15 protein-coding genes are annotated in these 16,080 nt (G+C 42.2%); 8 read left to right on the forward strand and 7 right to left on the reverse strand.

Annotated features, from left to right (window positions below):
- The first annotated feature begins 436 nt into the window (after nt 1-436).
- A complete protein-coding gene (locus N480_RS01425) occupies nt 437-1,603 on the forward strand; it encodes an exo-beta-N-acetylmuramidase NamZ domain-containing protein (protein WP_063370765.1) in 1,167 nt (388 codons plus the stop codon).
- 12 nt (nt 1,604-1,615) lie between these two features.
- On the opposite strand, the gene N480_RS01430 is transcribed toward N480_RS01425, so the two are convergent.
- Nucleotides 1,616-2,464 (reverse strand): MurR/RpiR family transcriptional regulator, encoded by an 849-nt coding sequence (locus N480_RS01430; protein ID WP_063370766.1) that lies wholly within the window; start codon nt 2,462-2,464, stop codon nt 1,616-1,618.
- 299 nt (nt 2,465-2,763) lie between these two features.
- On the opposite strand from N480_RS01430, the gene N480_RS01435 reads away from it, so the two are divergent.
- Nucleotides 2,764-4,140, forward strand: a complete 1,377-nt coding sequence (locus N480_RS01435) for a Na+/H+ antiporter NhaC family protein (RefSeq protein ID WP_063370767.1) — start codon at nt 2,764-2,766, stop codon at nt 4,138-4,140.
- On the opposite strand, the gene N480_RS01440 is transcribed toward N480_RS01435, so the two are convergent.
- The 3 genes from N480_RS01440 to N480_RS01450 form a co-directional block, all read right to left on the reverse strand.
- Nucleotides 4,137-4,745, reverse strand: coding sequence for a hypothetical protein (locus N480_RS01440; RefSeq protein ID WP_063370768.1), 609 nt, complete (start codon nt 4,743-4,745; stop codon nt 4,137-4,139). The genes N480_RS01435 and N480_RS01440 overlap by 4 nt on opposite strands.
- 3 nt (nt 4,746-4,748) lie before the next feature.
- Nucleotides 4,749-5,300, reverse strand: coding sequence for a sigma-70 family RNA polymerase sigma factor (locus N480_RS01445; protein ID WP_063370769.1), 552 nt, complete (start codon nt 5,298-5,300; stop codon nt 4,749-4,751).
- Between the two features lie 91 nt (nt 5,301-5,391).
- Nucleotides 5,392-6,042, reverse strand: a complete 651-nt coding sequence (locus tag N480_RS01450) for an energy transducer TonB (RefSeq protein WP_231101513.1) — start codon at nt 6,040-6,042, stop codon at nt 5,392-5,394.
- 118 nt (nt 6,043-6,160) lie between these two features.
- On the opposite strand from N480_RS01450, the gene N480_RS01455 reads away from it, so the two are divergent.
- Nucleotides 6,161-6,667: a DUF3087 domain-containing protein gene (locus N480_RS01455; protein ID WP_063370770.1), complete on the forward strand. Its 507-nt coding sequence runs from the start codon at nt 6,161-6,163 to the stop codon at nt 6,665-6,667.
- On the opposite strand, the gene N480_RS01460 is transcribed toward N480_RS01455, so the two are convergent.
- The 3 genes from N480_RS01460 to N480_RS01470 form a co-directional block, all read right to left on the reverse strand.
- The gene (locus N480_RS01460; protein ID WP_231102207.1) at nt 6,664-8,124 is read right to left on the reverse strand and encodes a sensor domain-containing diguanylate cyclase; all 1,461 of its coding nucleotides are present in this window, start codon (nt 8,122-8,124) and stop codon (nt 6,664-6,666) included. The genes N480_RS01455 and N480_RS01460 overlap by 4 nt on opposite strands.
- Nucleotides 8,125-8,212: 88 nt before the next feature.
- Nucleotides 8,213-8,602: a hypothetical protein gene (locus N480_RS01465; protein ID WP_231102208.1), complete on the reverse strand. Its 390-nt coding sequence runs from the start codon at nt 8,600-8,602 to the stop codon at nt 8,213-8,215.
- A 44-nt stretch (nt 8,603-8,646) separates the two neighbouring features.
- Nucleotides 8,647-9,864, reverse strand: coding sequence for a hypothetical protein (locus N480_RS01470; RefSeq protein ID WP_063370773.1), 1,218 nt, complete (start codon nt 9,862-9,864; stop codon nt 8,647-8,649).
- 172 nt (nt 9,865-10,036) lie between these two features.
- Between N480_RS01470 and N480_RS01475 the strand changes: the two genes are divergently transcribed.
- The 5 genes from N480_RS01475 to N480_RS01495 all read left to right on the forward strand — a co-directional run bounded on the left by N480_RS01475 (nt 10,037) and on the right by N480_RS01495 (nt 16,015).
- Entirely contained in the window at nt 10,037-10,669 is a 633-nt protein-coding gene (locus tag N480_RS01475; protein ID WP_063370920.1) for a GTP cyclohydrolase II, read from the forward strand.
- A 177-nt stretch (nt 10,670-10,846) separates the two neighbouring features.
- Nucleotides 10,847-11,668, forward strand: a complete 822-nt coding sequence (locus tag N480_RS01480; RefSeq protein WP_063370774.1) for a BPSS1780 family membrane protein — start codon at nt 10,847-10,849, stop codon at nt 11,666-11,668.
- Nucleotides 11,668-12,129 carry a regulatory protein RecX gene (locus N480_RS01485; protein ID WP_063370775.1) on the forward strand — a complete coding sequence of 154 codons (462 nt, stop codon included), beginning with the start codon at nt 11,668-11,670 and terminating at the stop codon, nt 12,127-12,129. Before N480_RS01480 ends, N480_RS01485 begins: the two co-directional genes overlap by 1 nt.
- A 58-nt stretch (nt 12,130-12,187) precedes the next feature.
- On the forward strand, nt 12,188-14,791 hold the full coding sequence (alaS, locus tag N480_RS01490) for an alanine--tRNA ligase (RefSeq protein WP_063370776.1): 2,604 nt from the start codon (nt 12,188-12,190) through the stop codon (nt 14,789-14,791).
- 3 nt (nt 14,792-14,794) lie between these two features.
- The gene (locus N480_RS01495) at nt 14,795-16,015 is read left to right on the forward strand and encodes an aspartate kinase (protein WP_063370777.1); all 1,221 of its coding nucleotides are present in this window, start codon (nt 14,795-14,797) and stop codon (nt 16,013-16,015) included.
- Nucleotides 16,016-16,080: the final 65 nt, after the last annotated feature.

Here is a 16,080-nt window from a genome sequence, read left to right on the forward strand (position 1 = left end):
TCGGTTTTTTTGTGCCTGAATTTAGTGTTTTCTCACAAGATTTCGATTGTGTGCAAGCTGTTTAGATGAAAGGTCATAAACCAGTCACTCAGAGGTTCACTCTCCATAAAGGACGTCCCACGTCCGCCATCCCTTTTGAGATGCGAGCTTACTTCACCTAAGTAATAAAACATGGGTTAAATGCCGACGAAAGTCGGTTTTTTTGTGCCTGAATATAGTGCTTTCTCACAAGATTTCGATTGTGTGCAAGCTGTTTAGATGAAAGGTCATAAACCAGACACTCAGAGGTTCACTCTCCATAAAGCACGTCCCGCGTCCGTTTCGATTATTCTGGCGAAAAAAGCGCCGTGAAAAACAAGTAAAATAGAAAAAGATTTTTTTTTGGATTCGGATCGGGCATATTCACCCTATGTATCTGGTTTGCAGTGATTTATCCATGTTTAAATGCCGTTTTGTTCTATTTATATTTGTCCTGTTGCTACCCTTGTTTAAAGTAGGTGCCTCTGACACAGTTGAAGTTGGTGCGGCACAACTCGATAAGTACTTACCAATGCTGAAAGGAAAACGAGTCGGACTAATAGTGAACCAATCAGCAGAAGTTAATGGTGAACATCTTGTTGATGTTTTGATGGCGCATGAAATTGAAGTGGTCCGTATATTTTCTCCAGAACATGGTTTTAGAGGCGATCAAGACGCGGGCGCTCACATAGATAATAGTGTGGATGTGGCAACCGGGCTTCCCATCGTTTCCTTATATGGTACGCAGAAACGTCCCTCCCAGAAAGCACTGGAAGATCTCGATGTCTTAGTTTTTGATATTCAAGATGTTGGTGTACGTTTTTATACTTATATCAGTACGATGCATTACATGATGCAAGCTGCAAAAGAGAATCGCAAAGCGTTCATTGTTCTAGATAGGCCTAACCCTAATATTCGATTTGTCGCAGGCCCGATACTTGAGAGTGAATTCACATCTTTTGTTGGCATGCATCCGATCCCAATTTTACACGGTATGACAGTCGGCGAGCTGGCTATGATGATTGAGGGAGAAGGATGGTTACCGGGTAAAGAGCGGCTAGATTTAAAAGTAATCACTGTGGCTAATTACACTGCGTCAGTGGATTATATTCTGCCTATTGCACCTAGTCCCAACTTACCTAATCAACAGGCAATTTATTTATATCCGTCTTTGTGTTTATTTGAGGCAACTGCGGTGTCTGTTGGCAGAGGGACTGATTTTCCTTTCCAAGCTTTTGGGCACGACCAAGTAAAGTTGGGAGACTATGAATTTTCCCCCCGCTCTATTATTGGAGCTTCACGCTATCCTAAATTGGAAGGGCAACAAGTTTGGGGGAAGGACTTAAAGCATAGTTCAGTCAGGGGGTTTGATTTAACTTGGTTTGTGTCAGCTTACGCGCAGTTCCAACGAGAGAATGTACGTTATATTGTTCATGCAGACTTTTTAGATAAATTGGCTGGTACAGATATTTTGCGTTTAGCTGTAGAGCAAGGTTTAAAAGCGCACCAAATCGAAGCGATTTGGGAAAGTGAATTGAGTAGTTTTAAACAAAAGAGGGCGCCTTATCTGCTGTACGATAGATAAGGCGCATATTTTTTAGACGCTGAGGATATCATCCATGTACTCGTTAGAGCGGTCGGCACGACGTTGCCAATGTAAGTTCGACTGCGCTAATGAGATGAATAATACATCAATTAAGTAGCCTAAGGATGCGCGAGTTAACACGGCTGAGTGTTTAATCGCTTCTGTTTCTTGGATACAGTAAAGGCAGTTGTCTGCGTAGTTTGCTAACTCACTGTGACCGTAACGTGTAAGTGCAAGAATTTGACACTCATTACTTTTAGCCTGCTGAGCTAATTTGACGACACTCTTTACAACACCTGAGTTACTTAAAAAGATAACGAGGTCATCTTTCCCCATTGTAGCCATGTAACTTGCAGCACTAAGCTCATCGACGTGGGTGACAGCACATACACCTAATTTTTGTAACTTTAGGGTCAAGTCTTGTGCCATTGTATGAGTTGTGCCAATCGCACAGACCATCACTTTCTTCGCTGCTTTAATCGACTGCACTGCCTGTTCAAATAGCTCAGGCGTATTTAATTTGCTGGTTGCAACCAAAGTAGCTTGCTGATTGGCAATTAATTTTTCAGAAATATGCGCGATAGAGTCATTCTGATCAATTTCATTAGACAGGGGGGTGTCTTCTTGCGTTTGTTCGTTCAGCGCATCAACCACAGCGAGTTTAAACGCTGGGAACCCTTTGTAGCCAAGCTTTTGTGCAAACTTAACGACACTGGATTGACTAACACCTGCCGATTTCGCAAGTTCAATCGAAGATAAACCGCGTATTTTTGCACCTGACTTCAATGTAAAGTCTGCTAACTTGGCCTCGCTCTGCGAGAGCGTCGGCTTTAAGGCCTTTATTTTTACAAAAGTAGACATGAGGATCACCTGGTAACTAAAACTAACTTAAACTGTCCATATTATAGGTTCAATTGGAACGATGTGATAGATTGTTTAGGAATATTATTGCGTTTTTTGATTTATGTGGTACTGGTTGAGGTACTTTTGTTGCATTTGTGAATTTGATTAGAGGAAAAGCTTGGTTTTTCCGGCACGAGAACTTAAGCTGAATTGGTTAAACTTTGAGTGAAAAAATAGTTAGCAGAGAACTATAAGATTTGCCCAGCTATTGATATCACTGCGATTACTCTGAGCCAAAAAATTACAAAAGGGAAGCTATGTCTTGGTATTCTATTTTGCCGCCTTTGATCGCTATCGCGGTCGTGTTTTGGCGAAAAGAGGTCATCTTGGCCTTAATCTTAGCCCTTGTTTCATCTGAGTTTTTATTGGTATTAAGCGATGATGAACAAAGTGTTTTTGCCACATTTATCAATAGCATTGAACGTATTATTGACGTCGCGACATCCGCCGGCAACAGTCGGATCTTAATATTTAGCATCGTGATAGGGGCTTTATTGGCTTATATTCGCGAATCGGGCGGTGTTTCAGCAACAGTGCAAAAGTTAATGAATATTGGCGTAGCTAGAAATAAAAAACAAGTTGGTCTACTCACTATGTTTACGGGCACGGTTGTTTTTATAGAGTCGAATATGAGTGTACTGACTTCAGGCATTGTTTCTAGAGGCCTTTTCGATAAGTTTAAAATGAGTCGAGCCCGGCTCGCCTATATTATTGACAGCACCAGTGCACCGGTATGCATTCTCATTTTGTTAAATGGGTGGGGGGCATATGTATTGGGCTTGCTGAGCAATTATGAGTTAGAGCAGTCTGCGGTGAGTATTTTATGGGGTAGTGTTGCATTTAACTATTACGCCATTATCGCTTTACTTATCGTGTTATACACCATCGTCTTTGATAAGGTACACGGCCCGATGAAATCTGCTGAAGAAGCATTGACGCGTCAAGAAGTAGAGCTAAGTGCTGGTCCTGCTGCATCGAAGGCTCGTTTTATGTTAGTACCTTTGATAACACTGATTGTTAGTATGGTTGGTTTTATGGTTTGGACAGGGGATGGTGTACTGGCAAATGGCAGTGGTTCAAAGTCTGTATTATATGCCACTATTTTGTCCTGTAGCGTCGCATATTTTTTACTTTTGAATGAAAAGCAGTTTACCCACCATCAACTTGTAGATATAGGCTTTAAAGGTATGGGTGAACTACTTCCCTTAGTGACTATTGTATTACTATCTCTTACGCTGGGTTCTAGCTTAAAAGAGCTTGGTACGGGTGTATTTGTAGCGCAGTTAGTTGGTGATTACTTACCGGTTTACTTGATTGTTCCGGTGTTGTTTTTAACCGGTGCCGTAATGTCATTCACTACCGGAACATCTTGGGGAACATTTGCGATTTTAATTCCGATTGGAGTACCACTGATTCAAACACTTGGGTTACCACCTTCGTTGGTTGTGGGGGCTATCTTAAGTGGCGGTGTGTTTGGAGATCATTGTTCACCAATCTCTGATACGAGTGCAGTTTCTGCGCTGGCTTCAGGGTGTGACTTGCTGACTCATGTCAAAACACAGCTGCCTTATGCATTGGTGGGAGGTGCATTGGCATTGGCTGGCTTCTTTATTGCCAGCCTCGTTATGCTCTAAGGGCACGCATATAAGTTTTTGCCTTCAATAGGGGTCGCTATTTTTAATAGCTGGCCCTTGTTATTTCTGCTCAGTGCTAGCAGTACACCTTGGTCAGCCTGTGTATCGAGCATTCTGGGTGCGTTTAATTCATCGAGTACACTTTTGCGTACTTCAATTAATGTTTCATTTTGACAGTCCGCTATAAACCATGTGCCTTCCTCACTATGAATGAGCTTGCCATAGGACTGGTGGACTTGATTCAGTGTTTCTTTTGCCCCCTCAAGTGAGGTGTCCAACAACTGCTTTTGTTGTTGAATCGTGGTCATGTATTCACCTTCAATTAAATTGTGAGTCTCGATAGACTCATAGTGTTCTAGGTTCAACTCAGTTGGTTCGATTTTGGTAAGAAATAACTCAAAATCTTTGAGCGTGTTTTGCAAAGTCAAGCTACCAACTAACGCTATTGCACAACAAGAGGTCGCCCAGGCTGTGGTCCTTAACCAAAATTGACGAGTGTGTTTGCGATTTTCTAATCGACCCAATCTCTTTAAACGACGAGTCTGCTTAGCCGACATTTTCTGTTGGCGTTTTGCATTTGAATATGCCTGCTCGAGCTCATTCATTTGTCACTCTCCTAAAATCGATTTAAGTTGCTGCTTTGCATAGCGTAAACGCGTTTTAACAGTCTCGGCATTGGTTTGTGTGATTTGTGCGATCTGCTTTAGCGAAAACCCTTCTAATTGCAAACTCAGCGCTTCTTTTTGGCTATGAGGTAGCTTTTTAATAGCTTGATAGAGTCGCTCAGAGCTTGCCTCTGAAAAACACGCTTCTGCGGTGACTTCGCTTTGCGCTGTCACATTCTCATCTAATACTAATTTACTTTGTTTACGCAGCTCATCAATTAAGGCATTTCGAGCAATTTTAAATATGTAAGCTTTAGGTGTATTATTTGCTTGATAAAAATGCCGCTTTTCTACAATGGTTAGCCAAGTTTTTTGGCAAATGTCCTCTGCTACCTCAGGTGTACTTTGTGTACACAGAAAATGATATAAGTCGGGATTAAAATTATCGATCGCCTGCTCAAGGTAACGGTTTTCGCCGCATTTCTTAAACTCATAAAGCGGATCTTCTGCATCTGTTTTGTGCTGGATAAACCAACTTTTTATCGCTAGTAGCATGCACTCTCCTGGATTGTTGTTAATTGTAATCGACTGTTCCATTGTGCGTGTGCAAGCTGCTGTCCATACGATCAGCAGCTTTAGGTCGTATTTATGACCCATTAGCTAATTTAAACTCTAGCATAACTGACTGGCCGGTTTGAACTATTGCTTTGCCGTCTGCCATTTGAGGACGATATTTCCAGCGCTTCAATGCTTTTAACGCTGCGCGGTTGAAGATGCGTTTCGGCTCTGCACTTACAACTTTGGCATCAATTACTTGGCCAGTTGAAGAAATACTAAACTCAAGTTGTACCCAGCCCTCAATTCCGTCTCTAGCAGCCTGTACCGGGTAGCTAGGATCGACTCTTACCAGTGGTGTTGCCTGCGTATCTGTTGCTTGTAAAGTGTTGTTGATAGTGATAGGTGCGCTGGTAAATTGATGTTCTATGCCTATGTCTACATTAACGCCGGGTGTACTTACATGTTGAGTTACAGGTTTTGGCGGAGCCTTGGGTAATGGCTTTGGTTTAGGTGGTAAGGTTTTACGCTCCTTAACGGGCGAATCTTTGAGTTCCTGAGAAATAAAAACATCGATGTCGGGTGGTGGTGAATCAATCAGCTGTCTTTCTTGGCTGATCAGTTGCTGCATGAAAGCAAATAAGCCAAACGTAACTACCATGGCGCCAATAAAAGACAACACTAACTTGTTTAGCTTGTGATAAGGTGCCGCTGGCTGATTTGTATTAATTGTCATTGTCATAGTTCGTCTCCCCTTTTTACAGATATAACGCGCTAGGTCAAAAAAAGGGGTGATTTTTTTTTAATTTTAATTTTTATCCATTTAGAATGTTGATCGATTTTGGTTTAGGACGAGGTTAATGCAGTTACAAGAAATAAATAAGAGTCGTTATCGCAAGCACTTGAATTGGGTGATAGGTGTATGTATCGCAGCGTTAACTGTCGGCAGTTTAGGTATCGCGCAAGTGTTAATCCTGTTTTTCCCTGATAGTGATGGCAGTCATTTTCATTGGAATCTACTTGGGGTAGTCGTCACTTGTATAATCATTGCCACGATATTGAGGCGAATCAAGCTTCATCCCTTTATGGTTGAAGTCGTATATGTTTGGGAGTTAAAGCAAACCTTGAATCGGATTACGAGAAAAATGCCTAAGCTCAAAAAAGCGGCTCAACAAGGCAATGTTAATGCTATGCTCGCAATACATTATAGTTACGCGGGATCCCGTCAGCTTTGGACGTTGGACGATAATACTATTACGATGGAAGATCTCGCCATTTGGCAAGCTGAGTTAGACGCTTTAGCGGCTCAATATCAAGTTACCTTAGACTTATCTAAATACCGTGAGGAAATGCTAAAAGCGTTTTAGGTAGAATAAATCGTGAAATTATTTTTAGAGGTCTTTTTAACGGAGTACATTGCAACGTCTGCGCATTCGACCAGACCTTTTAAGCTGTCAGCGTGCATTGGGAAGTGTGCAATACCTATGCTCGCGCTGACATTTAACTCAATTCGGTGACCGTTTTTTTCATAAGTTATGGACGTATTTATTTCGTCGAGGACTTGTTGAGCCATATGGTTTACCTTCACGATGTTTACATCTTTAATTGCAACTACAAACTCGTCCCCGCCCCAGCGACTGACCAGTTCTGTATTGGGCACAAGCTGAGCGAGCCTTTTGGCGATTTGCTTTAATACCTCATCGCCAGCATTATGGCCATATATATCATTGACGGGTTTAAACTTATCGAGATCAATGAGTAGCAGGCTAAACTGTGTTTCAGAGTCAATCCACTCCATTAACGTGAGCTCTGCGCCATATCGGTTATATAAACTGGTTAAACTGTCTCGCTGAGCTCGGTGGCTAAGCTGATTTAACATTGTTTTACGGGCGGTAATATCTGCTAAAAAAACCTGAAAGTACCACTGTCCGTCACTTTTTGTATTGAGAATAATGAGACTCAGCCATACAGAAGAGAGCGTTAAAGGGTTGGTGAATTCAAATTCTGACTGCATGACCTGTTTTAACTTAATGCTATTTTCAGTGAACGTATAAAGAATATCGGGCGTTTTACAAAACTGTCCAAGGTTTTCTGGAAAGCGTTCTTCACTGTCAATCCCCATACCGGCTAGTAGGTCTTTAGCCGCATCATTAACTAAAATGACTTCTCCGTGCTCTTTTACCAGCACGGTGGGTGAAGAAGAGCGCTCAAACATCAAGCGAAATCGTTTTTCTAGCTTCTCTACTTCGACTCTAAGACTACGCTCTTGTTCAAATAGCGTTTCGGTATTGGCTAGCATGACATTTATATCTTTACCAATTTTGCCTATTTCATTCTGGTCGTTTAGTGGGTCCACGTATATTCGCTGCGCGCTACCAGGTAGAACGCTGGCTAGTTGTTTACTTAGATGTCCTAGTGGGCGAGATATTAAGAAAAGTGCCAAAACGGCAAACAAGAGCAGCATAGGAAGTACCACCACCAGTAGTGTTTGTACTGACGAAAATGCACTGTCTCTCGCATTTTGTTCGATATATAAAGTGTTTGGAACCACATAGATAATACCGATATTTTCTTGCAGTATAAAAGGGTTAGGCAAGTAAAACGGTAAGGCTCCTTGGTCTTTATAGAGGATGCTTTTCGCGAGTACGGTTTGTTTATTGGTCAGTGCAGCAGAGAGAATAATGTCATTACTGACTAAGCCGTTAACAACTTCATTAGCGAGGTCTTTGTCTTCTAAATAGGCAGCAATAGACGCCGTAGAAGAAACGGTTTGGCTTATTTGTCGTACTGTGCTTTCTAAGCGTTTGAGTTCGGTATCAAACACGTGGTGATAGTATATTTTTGCGTATACGACTGAAAACGCGAACGTTGATAAACTTAGAATAAGCATCAACCGAAAAATTAAACTGTGTCTATTGAACAAAACGGTACACTACTTTTAGCTCATCAGTTACAGCGCTTGCAGGTAAGTAAGCAATCGCACTAGGTGTTGTAATAACTTTATCTATTATAGCTTCTGTTGAAGGATATGCTTGGGGTGGGGAAGCTTTACCACTAAACTTTACCCGCGACCAATATGCATTGATTTGAGAAATATTCCGACCAGTTAATGCTTTAAAGAATGCGCTTCTGAGTGGATGCTCTTTACGGTAATCCAATGTTATGGCCATATGTCCATTTGGAAATGCCAAGTATTTACCCATGTACATATCTATTAACTGCCGATGGGTAACCTGTTCAATAGGGTTGTTCTTATTGACAACAATCACGATGTCTTGTGGTTCAGAGGCTTCTAGTTTCATACTCACTATGAGCAAAAAACAGAGAGACGAGATATAGGCTCTCATCAGAATACCCAGTTTAGGCTTATGCCTAATGTATTGAAGTCCGTATCAAGATGAGATCCAGTTAAACCTCGATGCAGATAGAATGCAGATGGCAAGCTTGTTGTACTGGTATGCTCAAGTTGGACTTTTACCGCAAGAGACTCTGATAATTCTGAGCGCAGCGTCACCGATACTGTGCTTTGATCTATGAGATAGAAATTAGTGTGTCTTATCAGCGTGTTATAAAGTAAGTCTAGTTGAGGGGTTGAAATAAGAGGCCTTTGAGGTGTTTTATTGTTTGACTTTGCCGTGGCAAATGTCGTCATGAATGTATGGTTTTTATAATATGTGCCAACACCAATATATCCCGCTGTCAGCTCATTCAATACCTGTGAATTTGAATCTATATATGAAGCTTCAGTTTGAAAAAACCATTGATTATTATCGTATCGAGCCCCAATTGCTGTGTAGTCAAAGCGTTTGCCAATAATATTTAGAGAGTCTAGCAAATTGGCTTTATTGGGCCAAACTTCATCCGGTACTTGTGACAGTGCTGCTTGCAACTGTAGTTGTTGTTCATTTTCGTTACCCGCCTTGGTAATGGTATGATTGGCTCTAAGAGTCCAATCAAGAGATTCCCATTGTAGGACGACCCCATATAGAGATTTTATCTCAACATCCCAAAAAAAGTTTTCATCACTGACAATCGGTGCTGTAGAGCGACCGGCAAATAGTTTCGCACTGAATAAGCCATGTTCTTGAGAGAAAGTGTATTTGATATCTGCACCGTCTATATTTTGGTGCGGTACAATGGCATAAAACTCGGTTGGAGGGTGATCAAAAGTGTAGGTATAGCCGATGTCCCTGTGCTCAGTCATCATAAACAAGTCGAGCCCAGTTCTGCCGACTCGCATTTGCCAATTTGCAGTTGGTGAATAACGTAGAAATGCCATTTGCACGGCGTTATCGATATTTTGTTCTTCGTGATCTTTGAGTAGCACCTGACCCACAAATTGAAGTTTGGGTGTTGCTTGCCACTCCAGCTGAAACCCTAATGACGATGTACCGAACCCTACTTCATCTTGGTAGGTTGCATTGGGCTGGGTAATATGATGACGGATCCCTGCATTTTCTGAGTCTGTGAGAGTTACTCCCAAAGTAGCGAAACCATCAAACTTGAACTCATTACAAGCGCCATTGAAGGATATGCATAAATATAGGAGTAAAAGTAGGCGCATCAATGTCCAATAAGATAAAATAACCCCGTCTTATTTGTATAGATTAGTGCCAATATTCACATTTACCAGTTTTGCTTAAAATGACTTGTAAAAGAGAGGCAGTGACACCATATAAAGAGATATATGATTTTTTGTGATACTATCACATTTTTTATTTGGGTATTTTCAAGTCGTGGCTGAAGTAAGAGCAAGAGTTGAGCTGAATGTAGGGCAGCGTAGTCATATTCCTGCAGAAATCGTATCTTTCGAGGGGCTCAAAGATGGCGAAGAGCATGTTGCGTTAGTATTTAATGGTGCAGATACAAACCAAGAAATACCATTAATTAGAATGCACTCCGAATGCTTAACTGGCGATGTGTTTCATTCATCCAGATGCGACTGCGGTGAGCAGCTCAATGAATGTATAGAAGAAATGCACCAACATGGCGGCGTTTTATTGTATCTTCGTCAAGAGGGTCGTGGTATTGGTCTATACAATAAAATTGATGCTTATGTACTCCAGTCGCAGGGCATGAATACCTACGAGGCAAATAATCATTTGGGCTTTGAAGACGATCTGCGAAATTTTTCAGACGCGGTATTGATGCTCAAAGCACTCGGCTTAGATCACGTAAAACTTATGACAAATAACCCTCGCAAACTAAACGCATTGCGTAATGCGGGCATACGAGTCGAAAGCGTGGTGGGGACTCAAGCACATGTCAAAGCGGGTGAGTCAGGTAACCGTAACTATTTAGCCACTAAGGTTGAACATGGTTCTCACATGCTAGACATTGAAAAGATCAATAAACCAAAATCTGAATAGCGCCAAAGTTGCTTTGTTTGGGAGTGACCAAGCAAAGCAAACTACCTGTATTACCGCACTTTTCTTGGGTATTTGTCGATTTAAGCCCATTTAGTGGGGATATGCCTTATAAACGTCCTTTCAAGTACATCACTGACACAGTATAATCAACGTGATCTAGAACTAAGTTAATCATTTATGTCTGCAGAATTTAGAACATTTAAAGCCGGGTTTGGAGTCAATTGGCTAAAAGCTGGTTGGGTAATTTTTAAAACTCAACCTATGACTTTTATGATGATGTATATTTTCCTTGTCGTAGTTGGGTTGTTTCCATTTGTCTTACCAAACCCAATAGTACAAATGGCATGTGCACTAGCAGGCCCTTTCTTAACCGTAGGATTCTACAATGCGGTTGTGAGCTTGCAGTCAGGTAAGAAGATTATGCTAGCCGACATTTTAAAGCCGTTTTCAGCCAAAGGGCGTCGCCTTAATTTATTTCGGTTAGGCTTGTACCAACTGGGTGTCGCTTTGATACTGGGTGTGGTAATGAGTTTATTGTTTGAACCAATCACTACAGCGTTACAAAATCATAACCCAGAGCAAGATATGAACCTTGTAATGGCAGAAATAGCCGCGGCAATCAGCTTTTCAGATATCGCTATTTTTATTATTTTACAGTCGTTGGCAATGATGGCCTTTGCTTATGCTCTGCCACTTGTTTACTTTAAGAAACAAGCGAATATTTTGGCAGCGATGAAGCAGTCCCTAAAGGTCTTTTATTATAATATGGGACCTTTAAGCGTATTCGGTGGTATTGTCGCATTAATGTTTATTGCATCAGCACCACTGTCTTTAATTCCTTTAATCTTCGTGATGCCGATTGTGTACATCGGATTCTTTATTTCTTTTCAGGCCATCTTTGCGACACAAGAGGCATCAGATGATGAGAATAGCTCTGGAAATGGTGATAAGGGGCCAGAGCAAGAGCAAGTAGGACAAACAGGCCGGTTCGACGCTTGATGGAAAGCAAGGAAAAACAAAAACTTAAAAACTACGCCATTTGGCTGTTATCCAGACAAGAATATTCTCGTAAAATGCTTGGCGATAAGCTGTTGCTAAAAGGCGCTAGCGCAGAATATGCGGATGAGCTGATAGAATGGTTGAGCGATCTCGGTTACGTAGATGATGCTCGACATTGCGAAAGCTTTTTGAATCGCCAGCTCGCCAAAGGGTTAGGTGAAAAACGTATCTTAATGGAAGCGAGCAAAAAAGGCGTTGAACGTACACAACTTCTTCAGTTGATTGAAGAGAAAGAAGTTGATTGGTACGACATTGCACAGCATACGTATGAAAAAAAATACGGCTGTTCAAACGACAAATTAGACTATCAAGAAAAGTCAAAGCGAGTCAGGTATATGATGTACCGTGGATTTAGCTTTGACCAAATAGATTTTGCAATTCAGGCACAAAATGACCACTAGTTTTCATAACACGTTGGTCACCTGAGGCACAAAGCAGCAATAAAGGGTGAATGATCACATGCAGCAAATGACTACCGCACAGATAAGGCAGAGCTTTTTAGATTTCTTTGCCAAGCAACACCACCAAGTGGTGCCATCAAGTTCTTTGATCCCTGGCAATGATGCCACTTTACTATTTACCAATGCGGGTATGGTACAGTTCAAGGACGTATTTCTAGGGGCTGAAAAGCGACCTTATAATCGCGCGGCCAGCTCGCAACGCTGTGTGCGAGCGGGTGGTAAACATAATGATCTAGAAAACGTTGGTTATACTGCAAGACATCACACCTTTTTTGAAATGCTAGGTAACTTCAGCTTTGGCGACTACTTTAAGCAAGACGCGATTAAATTTGCTTGGGAATTCTTAACAGACGTCGTCAACTTGCCAAAAGAAAAACTATTGGTGACTGTTTATCACACCGATGAAGAAGCATATGACATTTGGGCAAATCAAGTAGGCGTTCCAGCAGATCGCATTATCCGTATTGATACGTCAGACAACTTCTGGTCAATGGGTGATACAGGTCCTTGTGGCCCATGTTCTGAGATTTTCTATGATCACGGTGAACACATCTGGGGTGGACCACCAGGTAGCCCGGAAGAGGATGGCGATCGCTTCATCGAAATCTGGAACCTCGTTTTCATGCAGTACAACCGTCATGCAGACGGAACGATGGAACCTTTGCCAAATCAATCCGTTGATACGGGTATGGGCCTTGAGCGTATTTCTGCAATCATGCAAGGCGTACACTCGAACTATGAGATTGATTTATTCCAAGCACTTATTAAAGCGACGGCTGCGGTAACGGGAGCACTAGACCTAGAAGATAAATCACTTCGTGTTGTTGCCGATCACATTCGTTCGTGTGCATTCCTTATTGCTGATGGCGTGATGCCTTCTAATGAAGGCCGCGGTTATGTACTTCGCCGTATTATCCGTCGCGCAGTAAGACATGGTAACAAGCTGGGCGCACAAGGAGCATTTTTCTATAAGTTAGTCGCAGCATTGGCTGAGCAAATGGGTGAAGCATATCCTGAGCTGGTTAAGCAGCAAGCTATCATTGAAAAAGTACTGCGAATTGAAGAAGAGCAATTTGGTAAAACGCTGGACCGTGGCTTAGCGATTCTAGAAGAAAACCTAGCTGGTCTTGAAGGCGATGTGATCCCAGGAGATCTCGTATTCAAGCTTTATGATACCTATGGCTTTCCGGCTGATTTAACTGCTGATGTTGCACGTGAACGCTTCATGACTATCGATGAACGAGGCTTCCAAGAAGCAATGGAAGCACAGCGTAAGCAGGCGCAGCAAGCGGGTAAATTTGGTGCAGATTACAATGAGCAGTTGAAGTCTGAAAAAGTAACAGACTTTAAAGGCTACGATGCGGTTCAATACAGCGGCACTGTAGTAGAGCTATTCTCTGAAGGTGATAATGTTTCAGAGCTGTCAGATCAGCAAAAAGGTATTGTGGTATTAGATCGCACTCCATTCTACGCAGAATCTGGTGGCCAGGTAGGTGACACCGGTGTGCTCAAGGTGTCTGGTGGTGAGTTTGTTGTAACTGATACGCAAAAATTAGGCAATGCTTTTGCACATCATGGATATGTAGTTGGCCGCATTGGTATTAACGATAAAGTTGATGCGCAAATTGATGAGCAACGTCGTGAACGTATCAAGAAAAACCATACAGCTACGCACATTTTGCATGAAGCATTACGCCAAATCCTTGGTGAGCATGTTGCACAAAAAGGCTCTTTAGTAATGCCTGATCGTCTTCGTTTTGACTTTTCTCACTTTGAGGGTGTGACAAAAGAGCAGTTACGTGACATCGAAGAAGCCGTGAATGCAGAGATTAGAGCAAACTTTGCGCTTGAGACTCAGTTGATGGATATTGACGAAGCCAAAGCAAAGGGAGCAATGGCGCTATTTGGCGAGAAGTATGATGATGAAGTTCGCGTTGTATCTATCGGTGACTACTCTATTGAACTTTGTGGTGGTACTCATGTTAAGCGTGCCGGTGATATTGGCTATTTAAAACTTATTTCTGAAGGTGGTATTGCTGCAGGCGTACGCCGTATTGAAGCTGTCACAGGTGAAGATGCAATTAAGTATGTTGCTCAACAGGAAAAAGCATTGTCTGACATCGCTGCACTGGTTAAGGGTGACAGCGCGAGTGCACTAGAAAAAGTAGCTGCACTACTTGAAAAAGCCAAAGGCCTAGAGAAGCAAGTTGCGCAATTAAACGACAAGTTGGCAGCGGCTGCGGGTTCTTCATTGTTGGAGTCAGCAGTTGAGGTTAATGGCATTAAATTGCTCGTTGCTAACGTAGCTGGCACAGAATCAAAAGCATTACGTGGCATGGTTGATGACCTTAAAAACAAAATGGGCTCTGGCGTAATTGCACTTGGTGTTGCAAATGGCGATAAAGTCAGTTTGATCGCAGGTGTTACAAAAGACTTAACAGGTTCAGTAAAAGCCGGTGAGTTAGTAAACCATATGGCAGCGCAAGTTGGCGGGAAAGGTGGTGGCCGTCCTGATATGGCACAAGCTGGTGGTTCTCAGCCGGAGAATTTAGACGCTGCGCTAACTAGCGTACCAGCTTGGTTGGCTGACAAAACGCAATAACCAGTGGCTTTAATTGTAAAAAAGTTTGGTGGCACTTCGGTAGGCTCTATTGAGCGTATCGAAGCCGTCGCTGACTTGGTTATTCGTTCAAAGCAGCAAGGCCACCAAGTTGTGGTCGTGCTATCTGCCATGTCGGGAGAGACAAACCGCTTACTTTCCCTTGCCAAACAAATTGATGAAAGGCCCAGTGCACGAGAGCTCGATGTACTCTTAGCAACGGGTGAACAAGTGGCGATAGCGTTGCTTGCAATGGCAATTATCCGGCGAGGTCACTCAGCGGTGAGCTTGTTGGCGGATCAAATTGCAATTCATACCGATAATATGTTTGGCAAAGCGCGCATTAAAAATATTGATGTGAAGCGCCTAACACAAGAGCTTGAACACAATCGCATAGCGATTATTGCGGGCTTTCAAGGTCGGGACTCTGAAGGTAACCTAACAACATTAGGCCGAGGTGGCACGGATACCTCCGCCGTGGAGATCGCGGCAGCTATTTCCGCAGATGAATGTCAAATTTATACTGATGTTGATGGTGTGTATACAACAGATCCTCGTGTGGAACCACGCGCTCGACGCATGTCGCAGGTTACGTTTGAAGAAATGCTTGAATTGGCAAGCCTTGGTGCGAAAGTTTTACAGATCCGCGCTGTAGAGGCCGCTGGGCGATATAATATGCCATTGCGTGTATTATCAACTTTTAACCCAGATTCTGGGACATTAATAAGCTATGAGGAGCCGAAAGTGACCAGCAAAACTGTGTCAGGTATTGCTTATCAGAAAGATGAATCTCTACTTATTATTCGTCAAATACCTGAGAAGCCTTCTTCTTTGGCAAAAGTACTCACTCTCCTTGCTGAATATGACATTGAAATTGACATGATCAGCCAAATTAATCATCAAGCGGGCAAAATAGACTATGCTTTAACTGTGCATAGCAGTGAATATTTTCAGGCCTTAGATGTATTAAATACGAATTGCGATGCTTTACAAGCTGCTCAGATAGAGAGCAATGCGCAAGTCGCAAAAATTTCAGCTGTGGGTGTAGGTATGAAGTCTCACTCCGGTACTGCTGGTGTATTTTTTCAAACATTGGCGGATGAAAATATTCAAGCGCTTTTGGTTTCTACTTCCGAAATAAAAATTTCCGTTTTAGTAGAAGAGCGCTATCTTGAACTAGCTGTAAGAGCACTTCATGGTGCATTTGGCTTAGAAAATGTTGATTAAGCAATAATTTTGCTTACTTTTACATGAACTTTTAATTAAAATGAACTTGACGCGGAATCTTTTAA

This window comes from Pseudoalteromonas luteoviolacea S2607 (genome assembly GCF_001625575.1).
In the GTDB taxonomy this organism is placed as follows: Bacteria; Pseudomonadota; Gammaproteobacteria; order Enterobacterales; family Alteromonadaceae; genus Pseudoalteromonas; species Pseudoalteromonas luteoviolacea_E.